At 39.4% G+C, this 16,938-nt stretch carries 18 protein-coding genes; 17 read left to right on the top strand and 1 reads right to left on the bottom strand.

Features of this window, described 5'->3' with window-relative positions; translation table 11 throughout:
- Positions 1-23 precede the first annotated feature (23 nt).
- The 16 genes from LC091_RS08765 (at position 24) to LC091_RS08690 (ending at position 16,270) form a co-directional block, all read left to right on the top strand.
- On the top strand, positions 24-1,508 hold the full coding sequence (locus LC091_RS08765) for a methyl-accepting chemotaxis protein (protein ID WP_226681641.1): 1,485 nt from the start codon (positions 24-26) through the stop codon (positions 1,506-1,508).
- An 86-nt stretch (positions 1,509-1,594) separates the two neighbouring features.
- Positions 1,595-1,738, top strand: a complete 144-nt coding sequence (locus LC091_RS08760) for a YjcZ family sporulation protein (protein WP_168865651.1) — start codon at positions 1,595-1,597, stop codon at positions 1,736-1,738.
- Positions 1,739-2,273: 535 nt separating this feature from the next.
- On the top strand, positions 2,274-3,605 hold the full coding sequence (locus tag LC091_RS08755) for an aspartate aminotransferase family protein (RefSeq protein WP_226681640.1): 1,332 nt from the start codon (positions 2,274-2,276) through the stop codon (positions 3,603-3,605).
- 13 nt (positions 3,606-3,618) lie between these two features.
- On the top strand, positions 3,619-4,335 hold the full coding sequence (locus tag LC091_RS08750; RefSeq protein WP_226681639.1) for a CoA transferase subunit A: 717 nt from the start codon (positions 3,619-3,621) through the stop codon (positions 4,333-4,335).
- Positions 4,305-4,955 carry a 3-oxoacid CoA-transferase subunit B gene (locus LC091_RS08745; RefSeq protein ID WP_226681638.1) on the top strand — a complete coding sequence of 217 codons (651 nt, stop codon included), beginning with the start codon at positions 4,305-4,307 and terminating at the stop codon, positions 4,953-4,955. The genes LC091_RS08750 and LC091_RS08745 overlap by 31 nt, the downstream gene beginning before the upstream one ends.
- Positions 4,956-4,977: 22 nt before the next feature.
- Positions 4,978-6,246: a peptidase gene (locus tag LC091_RS08740; protein WP_226681637.1), complete on the top strand. Its 1,269-nt coding sequence runs from the start codon at positions 4,978-4,980 to the stop codon at positions 6,244-6,246.
- A gap of 304 nt (positions 6,247-6,550) precedes the next feature.
- Entirely contained in the window at positions 6,551-6,790 is a 240-nt protein-coding gene (locus LC091_RS08735; protein WP_226681636.1) for a hypothetical protein, read from the top strand.
- On the top strand, positions 6,780-7,907 hold the full coding sequence (locus LC091_RS08730) for a GerAB/ArcD/ProY family transporter (RefSeq protein WP_226681635.1): 1,128 nt from the start codon (positions 6,780-6,782) through the stop codon (positions 7,905-7,907). The genes LC091_RS08735 and LC091_RS08730 overlap by 11 nt, the downstream gene beginning before the upstream one ends.
- Positions 7,895-9,487: a spore germination protein gene (locus tag LC091_RS08725; RefSeq protein ID WP_226681634.1), complete on the top strand. Its 1,593-nt coding sequence runs from the start codon at positions 7,895-7,897 to the stop codon at positions 9,485-9,487. Before LC091_RS08730 ends, LC091_RS08725 begins: the two co-directional genes overlap by 13 nt.
- Positions 9,484-10,695, top strand: a complete 1,212-nt coding sequence (locus tag LC091_RS08720; protein ID WP_226681633.1) for a Ger(x)C family spore germination protein — start codon at positions 9,484-9,486, stop codon at positions 10,693-10,695. Before LC091_RS08725 ends, LC091_RS08720 begins: the two co-directional genes overlap by 4 nt.
- A gap of 60 nt (positions 10,696-10,755) precedes the next feature.
- Positions 10,756-11,643 (top strand): putative beta-lysine N-acetyltransferase, encoded by an 888-nt coding sequence (gene ablB / locus LC091_RS08715; protein WP_226681632.1) that lies wholly within the window; start codon positions 10,756-10,758, stop codon positions 11,641-11,643.
- 12 nt (positions 11,644-11,655) lie between these two features.
- Complete coding sequence (locus LC091_RS08710; RefSeq protein ID WP_226681631.1) at positions 11,656-13,068, top strand: sigma-54 interaction domain-containing protein; 1,413 nt, start codon at positions 11,656-11,658, stop codon at positions 13,066-13,068.
- A gap of 96 nt (positions 13,069-13,164) precedes the next feature.
- Entirely contained in the window at positions 13,165-14,586 is a 1,422-nt protein-coding gene (kamA, locus tag LC091_RS08705; protein WP_226681630.1) for a lysine 2,3-aminomutase, read from the top strand.
- Between the two features lie 11 nt (positions 14,587-14,597).
- The gene (locus tag LC091_RS08700; RefSeq protein ID WP_226681629.1) at positions 14,598-14,876 is read left to right on the top strand and encodes a YokU family protein; all 279 of its coding nucleotides are present in this window, start codon (positions 14,598-14,600) and stop codon (positions 14,874-14,876) included.
- 62 nt (positions 14,877-14,938) lie between these two features.
- Complete coding sequence (locus LC091_RS08695) at positions 14,939-15,157, top strand: YozE family protein (RefSeq protein ID WP_226681628.1); 219 nt, start codon at positions 14,939-14,941, stop codon at positions 15,155-15,157.
- A gap of 405 nt (positions 15,158-15,562) precedes the next feature.
- Entirely contained in the window at positions 15,563-16,270 is a 708-nt protein-coding gene (locus tag LC091_RS08690) for a hypothetical protein (protein WP_226681627.1), read from the top strand.
- On the opposite strand, the gene LC091_RS08685 is transcribed toward LC091_RS08690, so the two are convergent.
- On the bottom strand, positions 16,259-16,417 hold the full coding sequence (locus LC091_RS08685) for a hypothetical protein (RefSeq protein WP_226681626.1): 159 nt from the start codon (positions 16,415-16,417) through the stop codon (positions 16,259-16,261). The two genes, LC091_RS08690 and LC091_RS08685, sit on opposite strands and share 12 nt — an antisense overlap.
- A gap of 188 nt (positions 16,418-16,605) precedes the next feature.
- On the opposite strand from LC091_RS08685, the gene LC091_RS08680 reads away from it, so the two are divergent.
- Positions 16,606-16,773: a YozD family protein gene (locus LC091_RS08680; protein WP_226681625.1), complete on the top strand. Its 168-nt coding sequence runs from the start codon at positions 16,606-16,608 to the stop codon at positions 16,771-16,773.
- The last annotated feature ends 165 nt before the right edge of the window (positions 16,774-16,938 follow it).

The raw sequence follows: 16,938 nt of genomic DNA, 5'->3' as shown, positions 1-16,938 counted from the left end.
ACGATGGAGTGGGGGATTATGTAATGTCAGCGGTAAGTGTAAAAGAATTAAAGTTTCAAGATTTAATCAACAAAAATAAGCTTATGTTTTTCGTGATTTTTATCTCGTATGGTGCAGGACTTCTAGTGAATTTCTTTGTACCGGCGGCAACCGTTATAACCGTGACCTTATTAGTTGCCTTATGCTTAGGGGTAGTTTTATTTGTACTAACTAGATGGAATTATTGGTTCCACTATTTAGTTCCATACTTTACAGTAGGAGTAACATTTTTAGTATTTTTTATCATTTTAGTAAACCGCGGGGCATCTTTATCAGGATTCATTCTGCCTTTTTTTGTTTTGATGCTTGCAACCGTTTACTTTAATAGAAATGTCTTTATTGTTGGAGGCTTTGGGAGTTTAATTTTATTTTCTTATTCACTTTGGTCCTTTCTAAACGGAAACCTTATGGTAGACGGACAGTTAGGAAATATTGTACTGTTATTCTTTTTGTTGTTTGTCATTACATTTGTGCAAGTGAAAATAGGGAAGAAATTGTTTGCTCAATTTGAAGGCATAGTAGACACGATGAAAGCTGCAAGTGAAGACCGTCAAATAAAGCAAGAAGCCTTTCAGCGGGATGCCATGACATTAATTGATCAAGTCAATAAAGTCTATGAGCGCCTAAATTTAAATATACAATCCCAAAAAGAGGTGTCGCTAACCATACAGGAGCTTTCTGTGGGAAGTTCAAAACAAGCAGATCATATTGGTGGAATAGCAGAACAGACGAATGATGTATCCATCTTGATGGACAATGTTGTCGATAAATCAAATAGTTTATATCAAACAACCAATACAACAAAATCCACAGCTGATCAAGGGAAAGTGCTGGCAGTAGAACTTCAGGAAAATATGAAAAGCTTTTCGCAGGATGTAGCGGAAATGGATGCTGTATTCCAGGTTCTTACGGAGAAGATTGATGAAACAAACATATTAACTCAACACATAAAAAATATTACGGATCAGACGAACTTGCTGGCTCTTAATGCTTCCATTGAAGCTGCTAGAGCAGGGGAAGCTGGGAGAGGGTTTGCTGTAGTAGCAGAAGAGATTCGCAAGCTCGCCACATCCACTGGAGAAACGACAAAAGAAATTACAGAAAACCTTTCCTCTCTTCACCAAACAAAAGAAGAGGTATTACAACAGCTGCAACTCAACATTACAAAAATGGGGAAAAACCTTGAAGCAACAAATCAGGTCAACCAATCCTTCCAGCAGATTAGTGAAACACTGAAAACATTATTAACGGATGCACAACAATTCCGTGATTTTGCAGGAACAGTAAAAGAAAAAACGGCAAATACTGACTCCTATACGAGTGAATTTGCCGCATTGATGGAAGAAGCGACTGCCGGCCTTGAGGAAATTAGTGCGACAGTCGAACAAGTTACAGAGGATAACACGCACATAGAAGAGACACTAGAGAGCATGGTCAAAATTATTGATAAAATGGAGAAACATAAATAGATTTTTGAAAAATGGGCATATGCACATACGGGACAGCCACCTATATCATAGTGTAGAAGTGTAAATATTAAACAGGAGTGATGACCATGCACGATTACTGTTACTACACATGTGGACCATGCGGCTACCCATCCCAAGTTGCCCCGGCATACGGCTGTGGAAATACATTCGTTTTGATCGTAGTTCTATTCATTTTGTTAATCATTGTCGGAGCTTGCTATTGCAAATAAGATAAGTTTAAGAAGTATCACTCAGATAATGGGAGTGATGCTTTTTTTTTGAGTTTAGATGTCATCAAATACTGTTGATTTCCGTTCGAGGCGCTTCGCTTGCCTGCGGGCGTCTTCGCGCCTTCCACTTCAATCAACAAGGAGACTCCATTCAACTTAAGGCAAAAAAAAATATCTAACGAGTTACTGAAAAGCCAATAAAATTACTTTTATGTAATTTCCTGCTGTGGATTGGAGCAAATGGCGGATACTCCAGCGGGGGAGTAACGGTAGCTTGAGACCCCACAGCGCAGCGAGGAGGCTCAAGCACCGTCCCGCGGAAAGCGAAGCCATTTGCGGAAAGGAACAGCGTCGATACACAAACAACTAAGACTGTTTATTTATCCATAAATTGAACGAAAGATTTCATTCTATTGAACATAGAATGGAAGTAAGCTAGCTTAACGACTGCCAGGATTTACCCTGCCTCTTGATTAGAGGGGCAACCATTGCTAGTAAACGGTTACAGGACAGTTGTGGAAAGGAGTAATCGTTTATGGATCAATCCTATCTTATCAAGCCTTTATTAGATAAAGAGTATCCGGTGATTAGCCACGGAAACGGAGTTTATCTGTATGATGTCACTGGGAAGAAGTATTTGGATGGATCTTCTGGTGCTGTCACGGCAAGCATTGGTCATCATGTACAAGCTGTAATAGATGCGATGGCTGATCAGGCAAGCAAAGTATCATTTGTATATCGTTCGCAGTTTAGCAGTGTTCCAGCAGAAAAACTGGCAACAAAATTAAGTTCCATTACACCAGGAGATATTAATTGGTCGTTTTTTGTTAACAGTGGTACAGAAGCTGTGGAAACGGCGATGAAGATATCCATCCAATATTGGCAAGAGGTAGGAAAACCCGACAAAAACCAAATTATCTCCCGCTGGAAAAGTTACCACGGTATTACAATAGGGGCATTGTCTTTATCGGGACACGCAGATCGCAGGAAGAGGTTTGAGCCTTTATTGGAAAAATCGCCTGTTGTAGAGCCGCCTTATTGTTACCGTTGTCCGTTTAATTTGGATTACCCTTCATGTGGTTTGAAATGTGCAGAGGACCTAGAGCGTGCCATCCTGGAAATTGGGGAAGAGAATATCGCAGCTTTTGTAGCGGAGCCGGTAATCGGTGCAGCAGCTGGAGCTATATGTCCGCCTGATGGGTATTATCAAAAGATCTCAGGGATATGTAAAAAGCATGACATTCTTTTTATTGCAGACGAAGTAATGACAGGCATCGGAAGAACCGGGAAAATGTTTGCCATGGAACATTGGAACGTGACGCCGGACATCATCTGTATTGGCAAAGGCATGAGTGCAGGTTATACACCTATTGCAGCAACACTTGTCAGTGAAAGGATAGTTGAAAGTATTCTAAAAGGTTCAAAGGTAATTATGAGTGGGCATACGTACAGTGCCAATCCTCAATCGGCAGCAGTCGCATTGGCTGTTTTAGAATACATCGAAAGCCAAAACCTTGTAAGTAATGGCGAACAATTGGGAGATTATTTGTTGCAGAAATTAAATCAATTAAAACAAACGTACACCTTTATTGGCGACGTTAGAGGTAAGGGACTTTTGCTTGGAATAGAAATAGTTGCAGATCTTGCGACTAAGTATCCCTACTCACATGAAAAAGCGGTCACAACAAGGTTTGTAGAGTTAGCCCAGAAGAATGGTTTGCTCATCTATCCTGCCTCTGCAGGTATTGAAGGGGTAGGAGGAGATGCAGTCATTATTGCACCGCCGCTTTCAATCAACCAACAGGAAATGGATGAACTGATTACCATCCTAGAGCTGACACTAAACGAACTTCAAGCAGAATTGTAAGGAGTGGACCGGGATGGTGAAAGTGGAAAATACATTCAATAAAATTGTTGAGCTGGCAGTGGTCCGTCATCTGTTTTTTGATGGAATGACCTTGATGTTTGGCGGGTTTGGCGGAGTAGGGACACCTCCAAAGCTGGTTAATACACTCTTAGAATCTAGTGTCAAAAACCTGACACTAATCGGAAATGATGCAGGGTTTCCAACGATAGGTATTGGAAAAGTTGTTTGTGCAGGAAAGGCAAAAAAATTAATCGCTTCCCATATTGGCTCTAATCCCGTTGCAGGCAAAATGATGACCAATAATGAATTGGAAGTCGAGTTCAGTCCGCAGGGAACATTAGCGGAAAGAATCAGAGCTGGTGGGGTCGGGTTAGGCGGCATCCTAGTAGACGTTGGGATTACGAGTGACATAGTAACAAAAAACAAGAAAATTCTTACATCAGATGGAAAAGAATATATTCTCGAAACGGCGTTGACGGCAGATCTTTCCATAGTCTTTGCAAAAAAAGCAGATCCATATGGAAATCTTATTTTTGACAAAAGTGCCAGGAACACCAATCCACTTGTGGCGATGGCAGGAACAAAGACTATTGTGGAAGTAGAAGAATTCGTTCCCTTAGGAGAATTGGATCCAGAAGAAATCGTCGTGCCTGGAGTATATGTGGATTATATGGTTCAAAGTGAGGGGGTGAACTGGACATGGGTATGGGAGGAAACATACGGAACTTGATTGCCAAAAGAGCAGCGAAAGAAATAGAAAATGGTATGGTCGTAAATTTAGGAATAGGCATTCCTTCTTTAGTTCCCAATCACTTGCCTGAAAATACTCATGTCTTTTTCCAAGCCGAAAATGGTGTGTTAGGGATGGGATCGACTCCATTGCCAGGAGAAGAGGATGAGAATCTTTGCAATGCAGCAGGGTTTCCGGTATCTATCCAGCCAGGTGCTTCCTACTTTGATAGTGCGCTAGCATTTGGAATGATCAGAAGAGGAAAACTTGATATTACGATTTTAGGATCATTGCAAGTGTCTGAAAAAGGTGATCTGGCAAACTGGATTGTACCGGGCAAAAGGGTTCCGGGTATGGGCGGGGCCATGGAACTTTCACAGAAAGCTAAAAAAGTGATTGTATTGATGAGTCATACTGATAAATATGGAAACTCAAAAGTTGTTAAGTCATGCAGTTTACCTGTAACAACACCAAATTGTGTGAACATGATTATAACCGATTTAGCAGTTTTTGAGATTAAGAAAGATGGAATGATGCTCACGGAGTTGATGCCAGGTGTTAGCTTGGAGTTCGTAAAAGAGAAAACAGAGGCTTCTTTTACACTATCACCTTCGATTTAATAAAAGGTGAAGGGGGGATGGGATGAAACAGAAAATGATTAAGGAATGGTTGGGTAAAAATAGGGGAAATGCTGTTAAGCTCCTAAGAAAGCTTATTCAAGAAAGAAGTATCCAGGGGCGTGAAAGTTCCGCGCAAGCAGTGGTAGTCGAAACGTGCCGGGAACTGGGCTTGGAAATAGATATTTGGGAACCCAATATAAAGGAATTGAGTGATCATGAAAATTTTGTTTCAACGCGCGAGAATTTTGAGGATTCCCCTAATGTAGTAGCAATTTGGAGAGGAACTGGGGGTGGCCGCTCCATTATTTTGAACGGTCATATCGATGTGGTTCCTGAAGGAGACTTGCTGCAGTGGGAATGTGACCCATACGAAGGTAAAGTGGAAGATGGGAAAGTATACGGTCGGGGGAGTACCGATATGAAAGGAGGAAACGTCTCCTTACTTCTTGCTTTAAATGCATTGAAATCAACCGGAGTAAAACTTAAAGGGGATGTTATTTTCCAAAGTGTCATTGAAGAAGAGAGTGGAGGGGCCGGAACGTTGGCTGCAATCCTCCGGGGGTATTCTGCAGATGCGGTATTAATCCCCGAACCTACTAATATGAAAATATTCCCTAAACAACAAGGTTCCATGTGGTTTCGACTAAAAGTAAAGGGCCGGTCTGCACATGGAGGTACGAGGTATGAAGGGGTGAGTGCTCTTGAAAAGAGCATCTTTGTTATCGAGAAAATCCAAGAGTTAGAAACGAAAAGAAATGAAAGAGTAGATGACCCTTTATTTAAAGGTATTCCGATTCCACTTCCAATAAATATTGGAAAAGTAGAAGGAGGAAGTTGGCCTTCCTCTGTACCAGATATGGTCGTGTTGGAAGGAAGGATAGGAGTAGGGCCGGAAGAGAATTTAATAGATGTAAAACAGGAACTTGCAGCGTGGATGAATGATTTAAGTGAAACCGATCCGTGGTTTAAAGATCATCCTGTTGAGGTTGAATGGTTTGGTGCACAGTGGGTTCCAGGCTCAGTAGAGTTAGATCATCCTTTTGTTAAAAAGTTGGAAAAGGCGTATACAGAAGTGAAAAAGAAGCAACCGATTTTAGAAGCATCACCTTGGGGGACAGATGGAGGATTATTCACTCAAATTACAGGTATCCCTACTGTAGTATGCGGGCCTGGAACAACGGAGGTAGCGCATTATCCTAATGAGTATATTTCTATTGAAGAAATGATGAAGGCAGCGGAGATTTTTGCCCTGCTGTTAATGGACTGGTGTGAAATTTCCGATGAAGCATAGATGAATGGATCTCTTTTTATAGAGATTCTTTTTTTATGTTGATTTCAGCGGTCGAGGGCGAATATTGTTGAATAATGTCAATTTCTTGATATTAGTTGTTTTTTCTTGATATATCTTCAAAATTCTTGATATATCTCGAGATTTATTGATATATCCCAAAACTTATTGATATATTGATTTTTTTCTTGATATCCCGTCTCTCCCATTACATAAACTGACTTTCCTTCTCAGCATTTCACACTTTTTACATATCCTGTGCTAATTAGAAAATACTATCAAGTATATAAAGACCGGAGGCAACTTGATGGTGACATTTTTTACTATCTTACTATTTATAAGTTTGGTGCTTTTCACGACAATGTTGGATTGTTATTACTATGACAGTAATGTTTTAGATTGTTTTACACGTTTGTTCATTTTTGATCCAGGGTTACGAGAGTGGATGGTTTACTTGACATTTTTATTTGGAATATCGATTGCTATCATTCAGGATTTACGTTTCAAAAATAATAAAGGCAGGGGTAAAGGTGCTAATGGGAAATAAAGAAACAATTTCATTATGGCAACTTTTTATCTTATTGCTCATTTTTGAAATGGGCAGCGCCACTGTCGTAGGTATAGGGGATGGGGCTAAGCAAAATGTCTGGATTGCCATCAGCCTGGCTGGATTAATAGGGGTAGGGTATATTTATGTATTGCATTTCATGCTCGGTAGAAAAAAGGGCTATAATCTATTTGCTCTAATAGAATTCTGCCTGGGCAAGTGGTTAGGAGGAGCAGTAAGTTTCCTATATATCGTGTATTTCATCTATATTTCCTCAAGGGTTTTGCGGGATTTTGGCGAATTAATTGTGTCCACCATTTTTATCTATACGCCAATTGAAATTATCAGCATCACCATTATTCTGACGATTATTTACATGTTGAACTCGGGCATAGAAGTAATGGCAAGAACCTCGGAGATATTTTTTCCTTATGTGTTCTCTTTTACATTTTTAGTAGGGATTTTTATATTAATGTCTGGAGAGATCGAATTTGAGAATATGAGGCCTTTCCTTGATGAGGGAATAAAACCAATTTTTCATGCAATCGTCCCCGGGCTGTTGACCTTTCCATATGGAGAGCTTATTGCTTTTACGGTTGTATTACCACTAGTAACAAAATATAAGAAGGCAAAAGGCTTTGCTATAGCAAGTGTTATTCTCAGTACATTGGTACTGGTTTATTCATCTGTCATTCAAGTGATGACGCTTGGACATGAAATGAAAGAACGGTCAAATTTTCCTCTCCTTTCCGCAGCACGTGAAATCTCGTTATTGGATTTTATTGAACGGGTGGATATAGCGGTTGTGTTTGTGGTCATGTTCGGGATTATCGTCAAAATTGGAGTATTCTTTTTTGGTGCAATAAAAGGTTTAGAACAGCTATCAAAAAGGGAGTATCGGACTTATCTCTTTCCTGTTGGTTCCATCATTTGTCTGTCTTCAATCATCATAACTGATAATTTCGCTGAACATATTGAGGAAGGGTTACAGATTGTCCCATATTATGTCCACCTTCCTTTTCAGTTTGCATTGCCTCTTTTATTACTTGTAATCGTGCTATTCAGAACAAGAAAAAAAAGTGGTAAGAAAAGGAGTGAAATAGAATGGGAAAGCTAAAAAATTTTCTATTAGGGGAAAATGAGAATATCAGTTCTACAGATAAAGAGCTATATTCCGAGGAAGAAACGCCCAAACCACTACTGAAATCGTTAAAAGATAATGACGAAATTATACAAAAAGAATTTTCACTTTCCATTGATTTTCATTTTTCTACATTAATTGTAGGAAAAAGAGATGCCATCGTTTATTTTTTTGACACCTTAATTGCTAAAGAAAGATTGACAGAAGAGATATTCGAACCTCTAGTTGCTGCAGAAGGGTCTGATAGTGTTTTGCAGACTGGGGATTTAGAAGAATTTAGAAAAGAGTACTTTGCTTCTGTTCCTTATAAATTTGCAGAAAGTTATCACCAAATATTCTGGAAGCTTCTAAATGGTTATGCTGTCATAGTGATTGATGGAATTGAGCAAGCTTTATGCATTAACTTGGGAAGTATTGAGAAGAGAAGCGTGACCGAGCCTAGTACGCAAACCATCATTAGGGGACCAAAAGATAGCTTTACGGAAACAATGAACACGAATATTAGTTTGATCAGAAGAAGGATTCGAAACCCCAACTTGTGTTTTGAGCAATACCGTGTAGGCCAAGATACAAAAACAGCGGTTGTAATAGGGTACATAAAGAATATTACCAACCATGACCTTGTACAAGAAGTAAAAAGTCGAATAGAAAAGGTAAATGTAGTTGGTCTTTTTGATAGTGGAAACATCGAGGAATACCTGACTGACAAAACACTGACACCTTTTCCTCTTACATATAACACAGAAAGACCAGATAATATTGCGGCAAATCTTATAGAAGGAAAGGTTGCAGTGTTAGTTGATGGCAGCCCTTTTGCCTTGAGTGTGCCAACGGTTTTTACGGATTTTTTTATTTCAACAGAAGATTACTACCAACCATTTTTCATGGCTTCTTTCATCAGGGTTATCCGTTATGTTTCTTTTATGCTTTCGTTGTTGCTGCCATCCTTGTATGTAGCTATATCTACCTATCATCACGAACTGATTCCCACTTCCCTATTAATTAGTGTCCAAGCTCAAAGGGAGGGAGTGCCTTTTCCGGCAGTAATTGAAATATTGCTGATGGAACTTACTTTTGAAGTGTTAAGGGAAGCAGGTGTCAGAATGCCAAGGGCTGTTGGTCAGACTGTTTCCATTGTTGGTGCATTGGTAATTGGACAAGCAGCTGTTGAGGCCGGTTTGGTTTCTAGTGTTTTAATTATTATTGTGGCTTTAACGGCAATCGCAAGCTTTGTCTCCCCTATTTATAACTTTTCCATTGCTACGAGGATTCTCAGGTTTGCATTTATATTAATGGGCGCATTGATTGGGCTTTACGGCGTTCTCCTTTTGGTTGTCATCATGGTCATCCACTTAACGGGTTTACGCTCATATGGTGTACCATATCTGGCACCAGTGGCACCGCTTCTCCTGGAAGATCAGAAGGATGTCTTTGTCAGAATGCCTGTTTGGGATAATATCACTCGGCCATCCTATTTAAAACCCAAACATACGAAGAAAACATCTGATAACGCGAACAACAGTGGTCCATCACAAGATAAGGGGAATTTTTCATGAGGAAATGGCTATGTATTTGCTCCGTCTTAGTATTACTGACAGGATGCTGGGACAAAGTAGAGCTCAATGAAATTTCCATCGTTACCGGAATTGCAATAGAAAAAGGGGAAGATGCAAAGTTCAAGGTCACAGTTGAGACAATAAACGCCCCACAACTTTCTGCTGCTCAGCCAGGTAGCGGAACACCTGTTATAACTTTTCAAGAAGAAGGGAATTCGCTGGCGGAACTCTCAGAAAGAATGAATGTAGGACTCTCTAGAAAACTAATCTATTCCCACACTAGAATCATTGTTATTGATGAAGTACTAGCTAAAGAGGGGGTGGGAGACGTTTTGGATTTCTTAGAAAGGACGGGAGAATTCCGTAATGACTTTAACATCCTTATTTCTAAAGGAACAAAAGCATCTGATATTGTAAAAACTACCTATCCTTTAGAATTGGTGCCTTCTATCAAGATTCATAAACAAATTGAGGTATATTTGGAAGAATGGGGAGGCGACCCTTATGTTCGCCTCACAGATTTCATTTCCTCGCTGACTTCAAAGGGCCGACATCCGGTGACAAGTGCCGTCTCAATAGAAGGAAAGCCTGAAGCTGGGAAAAGTATAGAACAAAATTCCAAAACAGAACTGGATGCCACGGTCGTTATTTCTGGACTGTCCATCTTTAAAAAAGATAAATTGATCGGATTTTTATCTCGCGAAGAAGCAAGAGACTATCTTTGGACACAAGGGCTTAGCAGGACAAGTCTAACTGTACCTTGCTATATGGAAGGGAACGAGGAGGAAAATAACTTTTTAGATATCCGCATCATCCATTCCCATTCAGATGTGAAGACGACGGAAGATGCGACCGGTGTGAAAATCAAAGTGAACATTAGTGGAGAAGCGAAAATACAAGGAACACAATGCCATCAAAATCTAGAAAAAATACAAACATACGAAAATCATGAAGATGCTTTAAATAAGTATATAGAAGAGAAGATTTTGGCAACCATTAAAAAAATGCAGGATGAATATAAAACAGATATCTTTGGGTTTGGGGAGGTATTTTACCGTACATCTCCAAGGAAGTTTAAAAAGATTGAAGACGAGTGGGACGATGTTTTTGCAGAAGCAGAAGTGGAGGTCATATCAGATTACCGCATTAAACGTTCGGGAATAAGGAATAAAAGCTTTTTGACCGATGATCCGGTTTCTGGTCAATAAAAATAAATTAATGGGGGAATTTCCTGTTCTATAGCGAATTGAATTAGGAGGGGGGATACAATGAGTACAAAAACAGGTAAAACCTTATTGATTAAGAACGAAACGATTTATGTGGATGCTTATGAAGATCATTATAATAAAAGACTAAAAATAGAAGATTTCAGGGGAAATATAAAGCAAATCATCGAAAGTATAGAGGAATGGAGCAAACAGCCATTTACAGAGAAAGTAATTATTAAATCAAGACCGGAACATGTTAGAGCCCTTATGGAAAGAGGATTTCTGCTGGAGGCTTCAATTCCTGGATATTTCCTTGGTAGTGAAGGTTTTTTCTTATGTAAATATAAAGAGATTAATCGTTATAACAGTGATAAATGGTGTGAAGAAGATAGTATCCTTAATTCGGTCTGGCAGAAGAGGGAACAAAAGGATGTGCTGCTTGACCCTAACCTAACGTTACGTGTGGCAAAGATATCCGATGCCAAAAAACTATCCAGCTTTTACAAGGATGTCTTTCCAATCTATCCCGTGCCAATTGAAGATCCGAATTATATTGTAGAACAAATCCAAAGTAAAACAATCTTTATGCTTTTGGAGGAACACGGAGAAATAATTGCCGCAGCATCAGCCGATATGAATGAAACATATCGGAATGCTGAAATAACGGACTGTGCCACCTCGCCTACAAAACGTAAAGGCGGATATATGAATGTACTTATTCGGGAACTTGAAGCTGAATTAGTGAAAAGACAAATTTATTGCAGCTACTCCATTGCAAGGGCTCTTTCGTTCGGGATGAATGCTGTATTGCACAATTTAGACTACACCTATAAAGGAAGACTGAAAAATAACTGTTATATCTTCGATAAGATAGAAGATATGAACGTGTGGAGTAAAGACCTATCACAAATGGATGCCCAAAAACCGGCACCGATTGCCGAGAAATAGGCGGTGCTGTATATGCAAACACATACACTATCAAAAGAGATGCTGATCGCTATTTTAGAAGGAATTGATGAAGCAATTCACGCCGTAGATAAAGACGGATTTACCATCTATTATAACAAGGTGGCAGCAAGCTATGATGGTATGAAAGTGGAGGAAGTGTTAGGAAAACATCTCTTGCATGTTTTCCCTTCCTTGACCGAGGAAACCAGTACGTTGCTGAAAGTATTGAAAACGAAAAAGCCGATTTATCATGAAAATCAACGATATGAGAATAGAAAAGGGCAGCTGCTTGAAACAGTGAATACCACGATCCCAATCTTGAATGGTAATCATTTATTGGGAGCAGTGGAAATTGCCAAAAATTATGGCCACTTAAACACGCTATCTAATAAACTAATGGACTTGCAAGCTAAAATAAATAGCTCAGGAGGATCAAAGAAGATCTCTTCATTCCAATCATCCTACACTTTAGTTGATTTCATTACTGATGATGCCGAATGTGTAACTATGCTCCAAGACGCCATGTTATTTGCATCCTCCATATTACCTGTTGTTATTTGGGGGGAAACAGGGACAGGAAAAGAAATCATTGCGCAAGGCATTCACCATCAGTCTCCTAGAAAACAAGGACCTTTCGTTGCACAAAATTGTGGTGCGATACCTGCTAGCTTACTAGAAAGCATTCTGTTTGGAACGGAAAAAGGCAGTTACACAGGTGCGGTTGACCGCAAGGGACTTTTTGAGCTGGCAACAGGTGGAACGTTATTTCTGGATGAGATGAACTCCATGCCATTAGAACTTCAAGCGAAACTGCTGCGTGTTCTTGAAGATGGATCCATAAGAAGAGTAGGTGGCACCTCTACGATTAAAGTCGATGTCAGGATCATCACTGCAATGAATGAACCTCCCGAAAAATGTGTAGAAAAAGGATCCTTTAGAGCAGACTTGTATTATCGACTGAACACATGCCCGATCTATATTCCACCATTAAGGGAACGACCTCATGACATTCGCCTCCTTTTGGAAAAGAAACTGCAATCTCGATTATCTTACCAATTGCCTAACGTCATTAAAGACATGTTTCAATCTTATCAATGGCCAGGGAATGTAAGGGAATTAATTAATACGATAGAATATGTTCTTTTAAAATCAAAACAAGAAACCATTTCCACTAAACATCTTCCACTAAAGTTGAACAGAATGAATCAACAATCGGTGAATCCCAAAAATACCGGATCATTGAGGACGGAATTACAGAAAACCGAAGAAGTAATGATCAAAAATGCCATGTATCAGTCAGAGGGGAATGTAATGAAAGCAGCAAAAATGTTAGACATACCTCGTCAAACCCTTCAATACAAGCTTGCTAAAATAGAAGGGAACTCCAAAACTCCTGAAGTGCTGAAAATTCGGCACAACGATTAATAACAAGTTTCTCCTATTCTACATATATAAGTAATAACTGGGCATCTGCATAGTTGGCACGGTTATTGCATGATGTAGAACAGGGAGGAGATAGAGATGAAAATGGATCTATATAAGCCCACACGGCACTGGAGTGAATTTGAACTTTGGAAAGATGTAACCGAAGAACAATGGAATGATTGGATATGGCAGTTAACCAATACAATCCGAACACTTGAGGATTTAAAGAAAGTGATCAACTTAACGCCGGAAGAAGAGGAAGGGGTAAAAATCTCCACCAAAACCATTCCTTTAAATATAACGCCATATTATGCTTCGCTGATGAATCCAGATGATCCTAGATGTCCCATCCGGATGCAATCTGTGCCAATATCAAAAGAAATTTATAAAACGAAGTACGACCTCGAAGATCCTCTTCATGAGGATGAAGATTCACCAGTTCCAGGCCTTACGCATCGCTATCCAGATAGGGTATTGTTTTTAGTTACCAACCAGTGCTCCATGTATTGCCGGTACTGTACACGTAGAAGGTTCTCTGGCCAGATCGGAATGGGAGTACCAAAAAAACAATTGGATGCTGCCATTGCTTATATTGCGGCCAATGACCAAATCAGAGATTGTTTAATTTCAGGAGGAGACGGTCTACTGATCAATGATCAAATCCTTGAATACATCTTAAAAAACCTGCGAGCCATTCCACATCTTGAAATTATCAGGATTGGAACAAGGGCACCGGTTGTTTTTCCTCAACGGATTACAGAGAACCTCTGCAATATTTTAAAGAAATATCATCCTGTCTGGTTAAATACTCACTTTAATACTTCTATAGAAATTACAGAAGAGTCTAAGCTTGCTTGTGAAATGCTTGTGAATGCAGGAGTACCTGTAGGGAATCAAGCTGTTATCTTGGCAGGCATCAATGACAGTGTGCCAATCATGAAAAAATTAATGCACGACTTAGTGAAAATTCGTGTCAGACCTTACTACATTTATCAATGTGACCTTTCAGAAGGAATCGGCCATTTTAGGGCTCCTATTTCCAAAGGACTAGAAATTATTGAAGGGTTACGTGGACATACAAGTGGATATGCTGTACCTACATTTGTGGTGGATGCTCCCGGCGGTGGGGGTAAAATAGCCGTTCAACCAAATTATATTATCTCCCAAAGTGCGAATAAAGTCGTGTTACGAAATTTTGAAGGGGTTATCACAACTTATCCAGAACCGGAAAATTATGTCCCTGGAAGAGCGGAAGCATATTTTGGGGAAATTTATTCAAACATGGAGGATAAGCGTTCAAATATAGGAATTGCAGCACTAATGAATGATTCACAATTCAATCTCGTTCCAGAAGGATTAAATCGTTTGAATCGACGCAAGGACTACGAAACAAACCCAGAACATTCTTCTTTAAAGGATAAACGTGACAAGCGTGATGAATTAAAAGAAAAGAAATTCCAGGCCCAGCAGAAAAAATATATTGTTGGAGAAGAAGAAAACAAGAGTGAATCAAGTTAGGAGGGTGCTTGATGAAATGTAATTGGTGTGAAAGCTCACAAGCAACATCTTCATCAGGTACAGTATATTGGGAACTGCCGGATGGTACCAAAGCAGTCACCATAACGGAAACCCCTTCTGTAACCTGTGGAGACTGCGGAATGGAATATCAAGAAGACGCGGTTGTGAAGGAAATTGAGGATCAATTGTTTCTAATCAATACAAAGGAATTGGAAGCAGAACTAAGCTACAATGAGTTGATGGCCAAACCGCGACTATTAAAGCGAAACTACTTTGACTTTTCAAGCTAATGGTTGTCCTTTACCCTCATTCTGATGTAGAATGAGGGTAAAAAAATGGGTGTGGATGCAGTTTGAGAAAGTCGTTTTACCATTATTTAATGAAGTTCCGTCATGCTTTGAAAAAAGATGACATTAGTATATTTGCCAATCATGCATACGACGATCATAGTTTCCCAAAAAATTCAGAGGACTACCATGAAATCAGCGGCTATCTAGAAATGAACGGCCAATACCTAGACAGCATGTCTACCTTTGACAAAGCCTGGGAGCTATATGAAGAAGAAGCTTAATAATTAGCTATCTAAAGTGCACCTGTTATGAGGGTGCATTTTTATTTTGAGATAAGTATAAATTTTGTTGATTTCCGTTCCAGGCGCTTCTAGCTGTGGATTGGAGCAAATGGCGGAGACTCCAGCGGGGGAATAACGGTAGATTGAGACCCCACAGCGCAGCGAGGAGGCTCAAGCACCGTCCCGCGGAAAGCGAAGCCATTTGCGGAAAGGAACAGCGTAGTTTAGGCAATCAACACAAATTTTTATTATTTCCTATATTATTAGAGTAAGAGAATAATAGGGACAGCCGCCTATTAACACATCGGTACAACCACTTTTTGCCCTAACGCTTTGGCGAGTTGGCATCTTGCTGCATATAATACATTACTATCAAAGCCACAGTGACAAATGGGGAGAAATTATATGGGGAAGAACAAAAAACCAAACAAACCGAAATATAAAGTCGGCGACATAGTCGTCATCACCATCTATGGAACTGTCGGTAAAGTGACGGACATGAAGCAAATTGATGGTGCGTATGTATATGAAGTAAATTCAAGTGAAGGCCTATATCAAGAAGAGACACTTGCCTTTGTATCTGAATACGAGGGGAAAGTACTGGTCACCGAACGTCTTGATATCAAGTACATGTATTTTATCGGTGATATTGTCCATGTTGCAGGTTATGGGAAAGAATTATTTAAAATTGTCGGTTTTCGCACGGAAATATGGCGTTACAAAGAAGATTCATGGGAAGACATCATTTATGAATTGACTCGATTATCTGATGGGGAATGGTTGGAAGCGGGAGAGGAAGAATTGACAATGGTTGTCCATCACGAACATGCTGAAATTCTTATCCACAAACTTGGATTGTCCTATATGTTCAACAAAGAAAATACAAGCTTGGAGTTGTATAATCCGATGACTGGATCAAACAAACATTTCAAAAAAGAAGAATACAACAAGGAATATCAAAGAATAATTGATGGACTTCTTGATGTCTATAATGATTATAAAGTGTTATATGATATCTTCGGTGATGAGGAATACATGGAAGTGATGAATCTGGTCATGAAAAATTTGAAAAAATACATGGATGGCAAGAAACATAGTCAACTAGAAAAATAGTATGGAGAATTGAAAGATCATATAGATAAAAAACGGACCTCCAATGATTGCAGTAGCCAATACCAGTTTGTCCGAAATTTTATCTAGCAGTGGCAATAAGACTTCCTCTTCTCCTAATCTTTCTAAGCTTGCTAAATAGTTCTTCATAATAATTTCCTCCTTTTTTGTGACTGCTTGTCCTTATGTCCCCAATGTATGCACACTTGAACGTTGATATGCACTTTTTTGAAATTTTTGAAAACAAAGATAGCATTTGTCCAACCTGATGGATTAATATAGAGAGTAAGACATATATCTTTAAAGACGTACATAAACCTTTAAAAAGGGGTGATATTGTGAAAGAAATCGAAGTGGTCATTGACACAGAAGAAATAGCCGAGTTCTTTTACAATGAGCTGGTAAGGCGGGGGTATGTTCCAGCTGAAAGCGAGATAGAAGAGTTGGCGGATATCATGTTTGATTATTTACTAGAGAAATGCATTATTGATGAAGAGGTAGAATAGGAACTGATAAGATAAAATAAAGATTGCTGCTTTTTAGGTGAGGTTGTTGCCTAAGGGGTAGCTTTTTTAGTTTTGTTGCCGGGCAATTATGGCGGAAGTCTACTTTCTAATGCTTTTTTGATGAAAATCAATCAAAAATAAGCAAGTTAAGAGGGCTCTGAAACC

Source organism: Sutcliffiella horikoshii, assembly GCF_020524325.1.
In the GTDB taxonomy this organism is placed as follows: Bacteria; Bacillota; Bacilli; order Bacillales; family Bacillaceae_I; genus Sutcliffiella_A; species Sutcliffiella_A horikoshii_D.
This window is presented reverse-complemented; position numbering and strand designations above follow the sequence as displayed.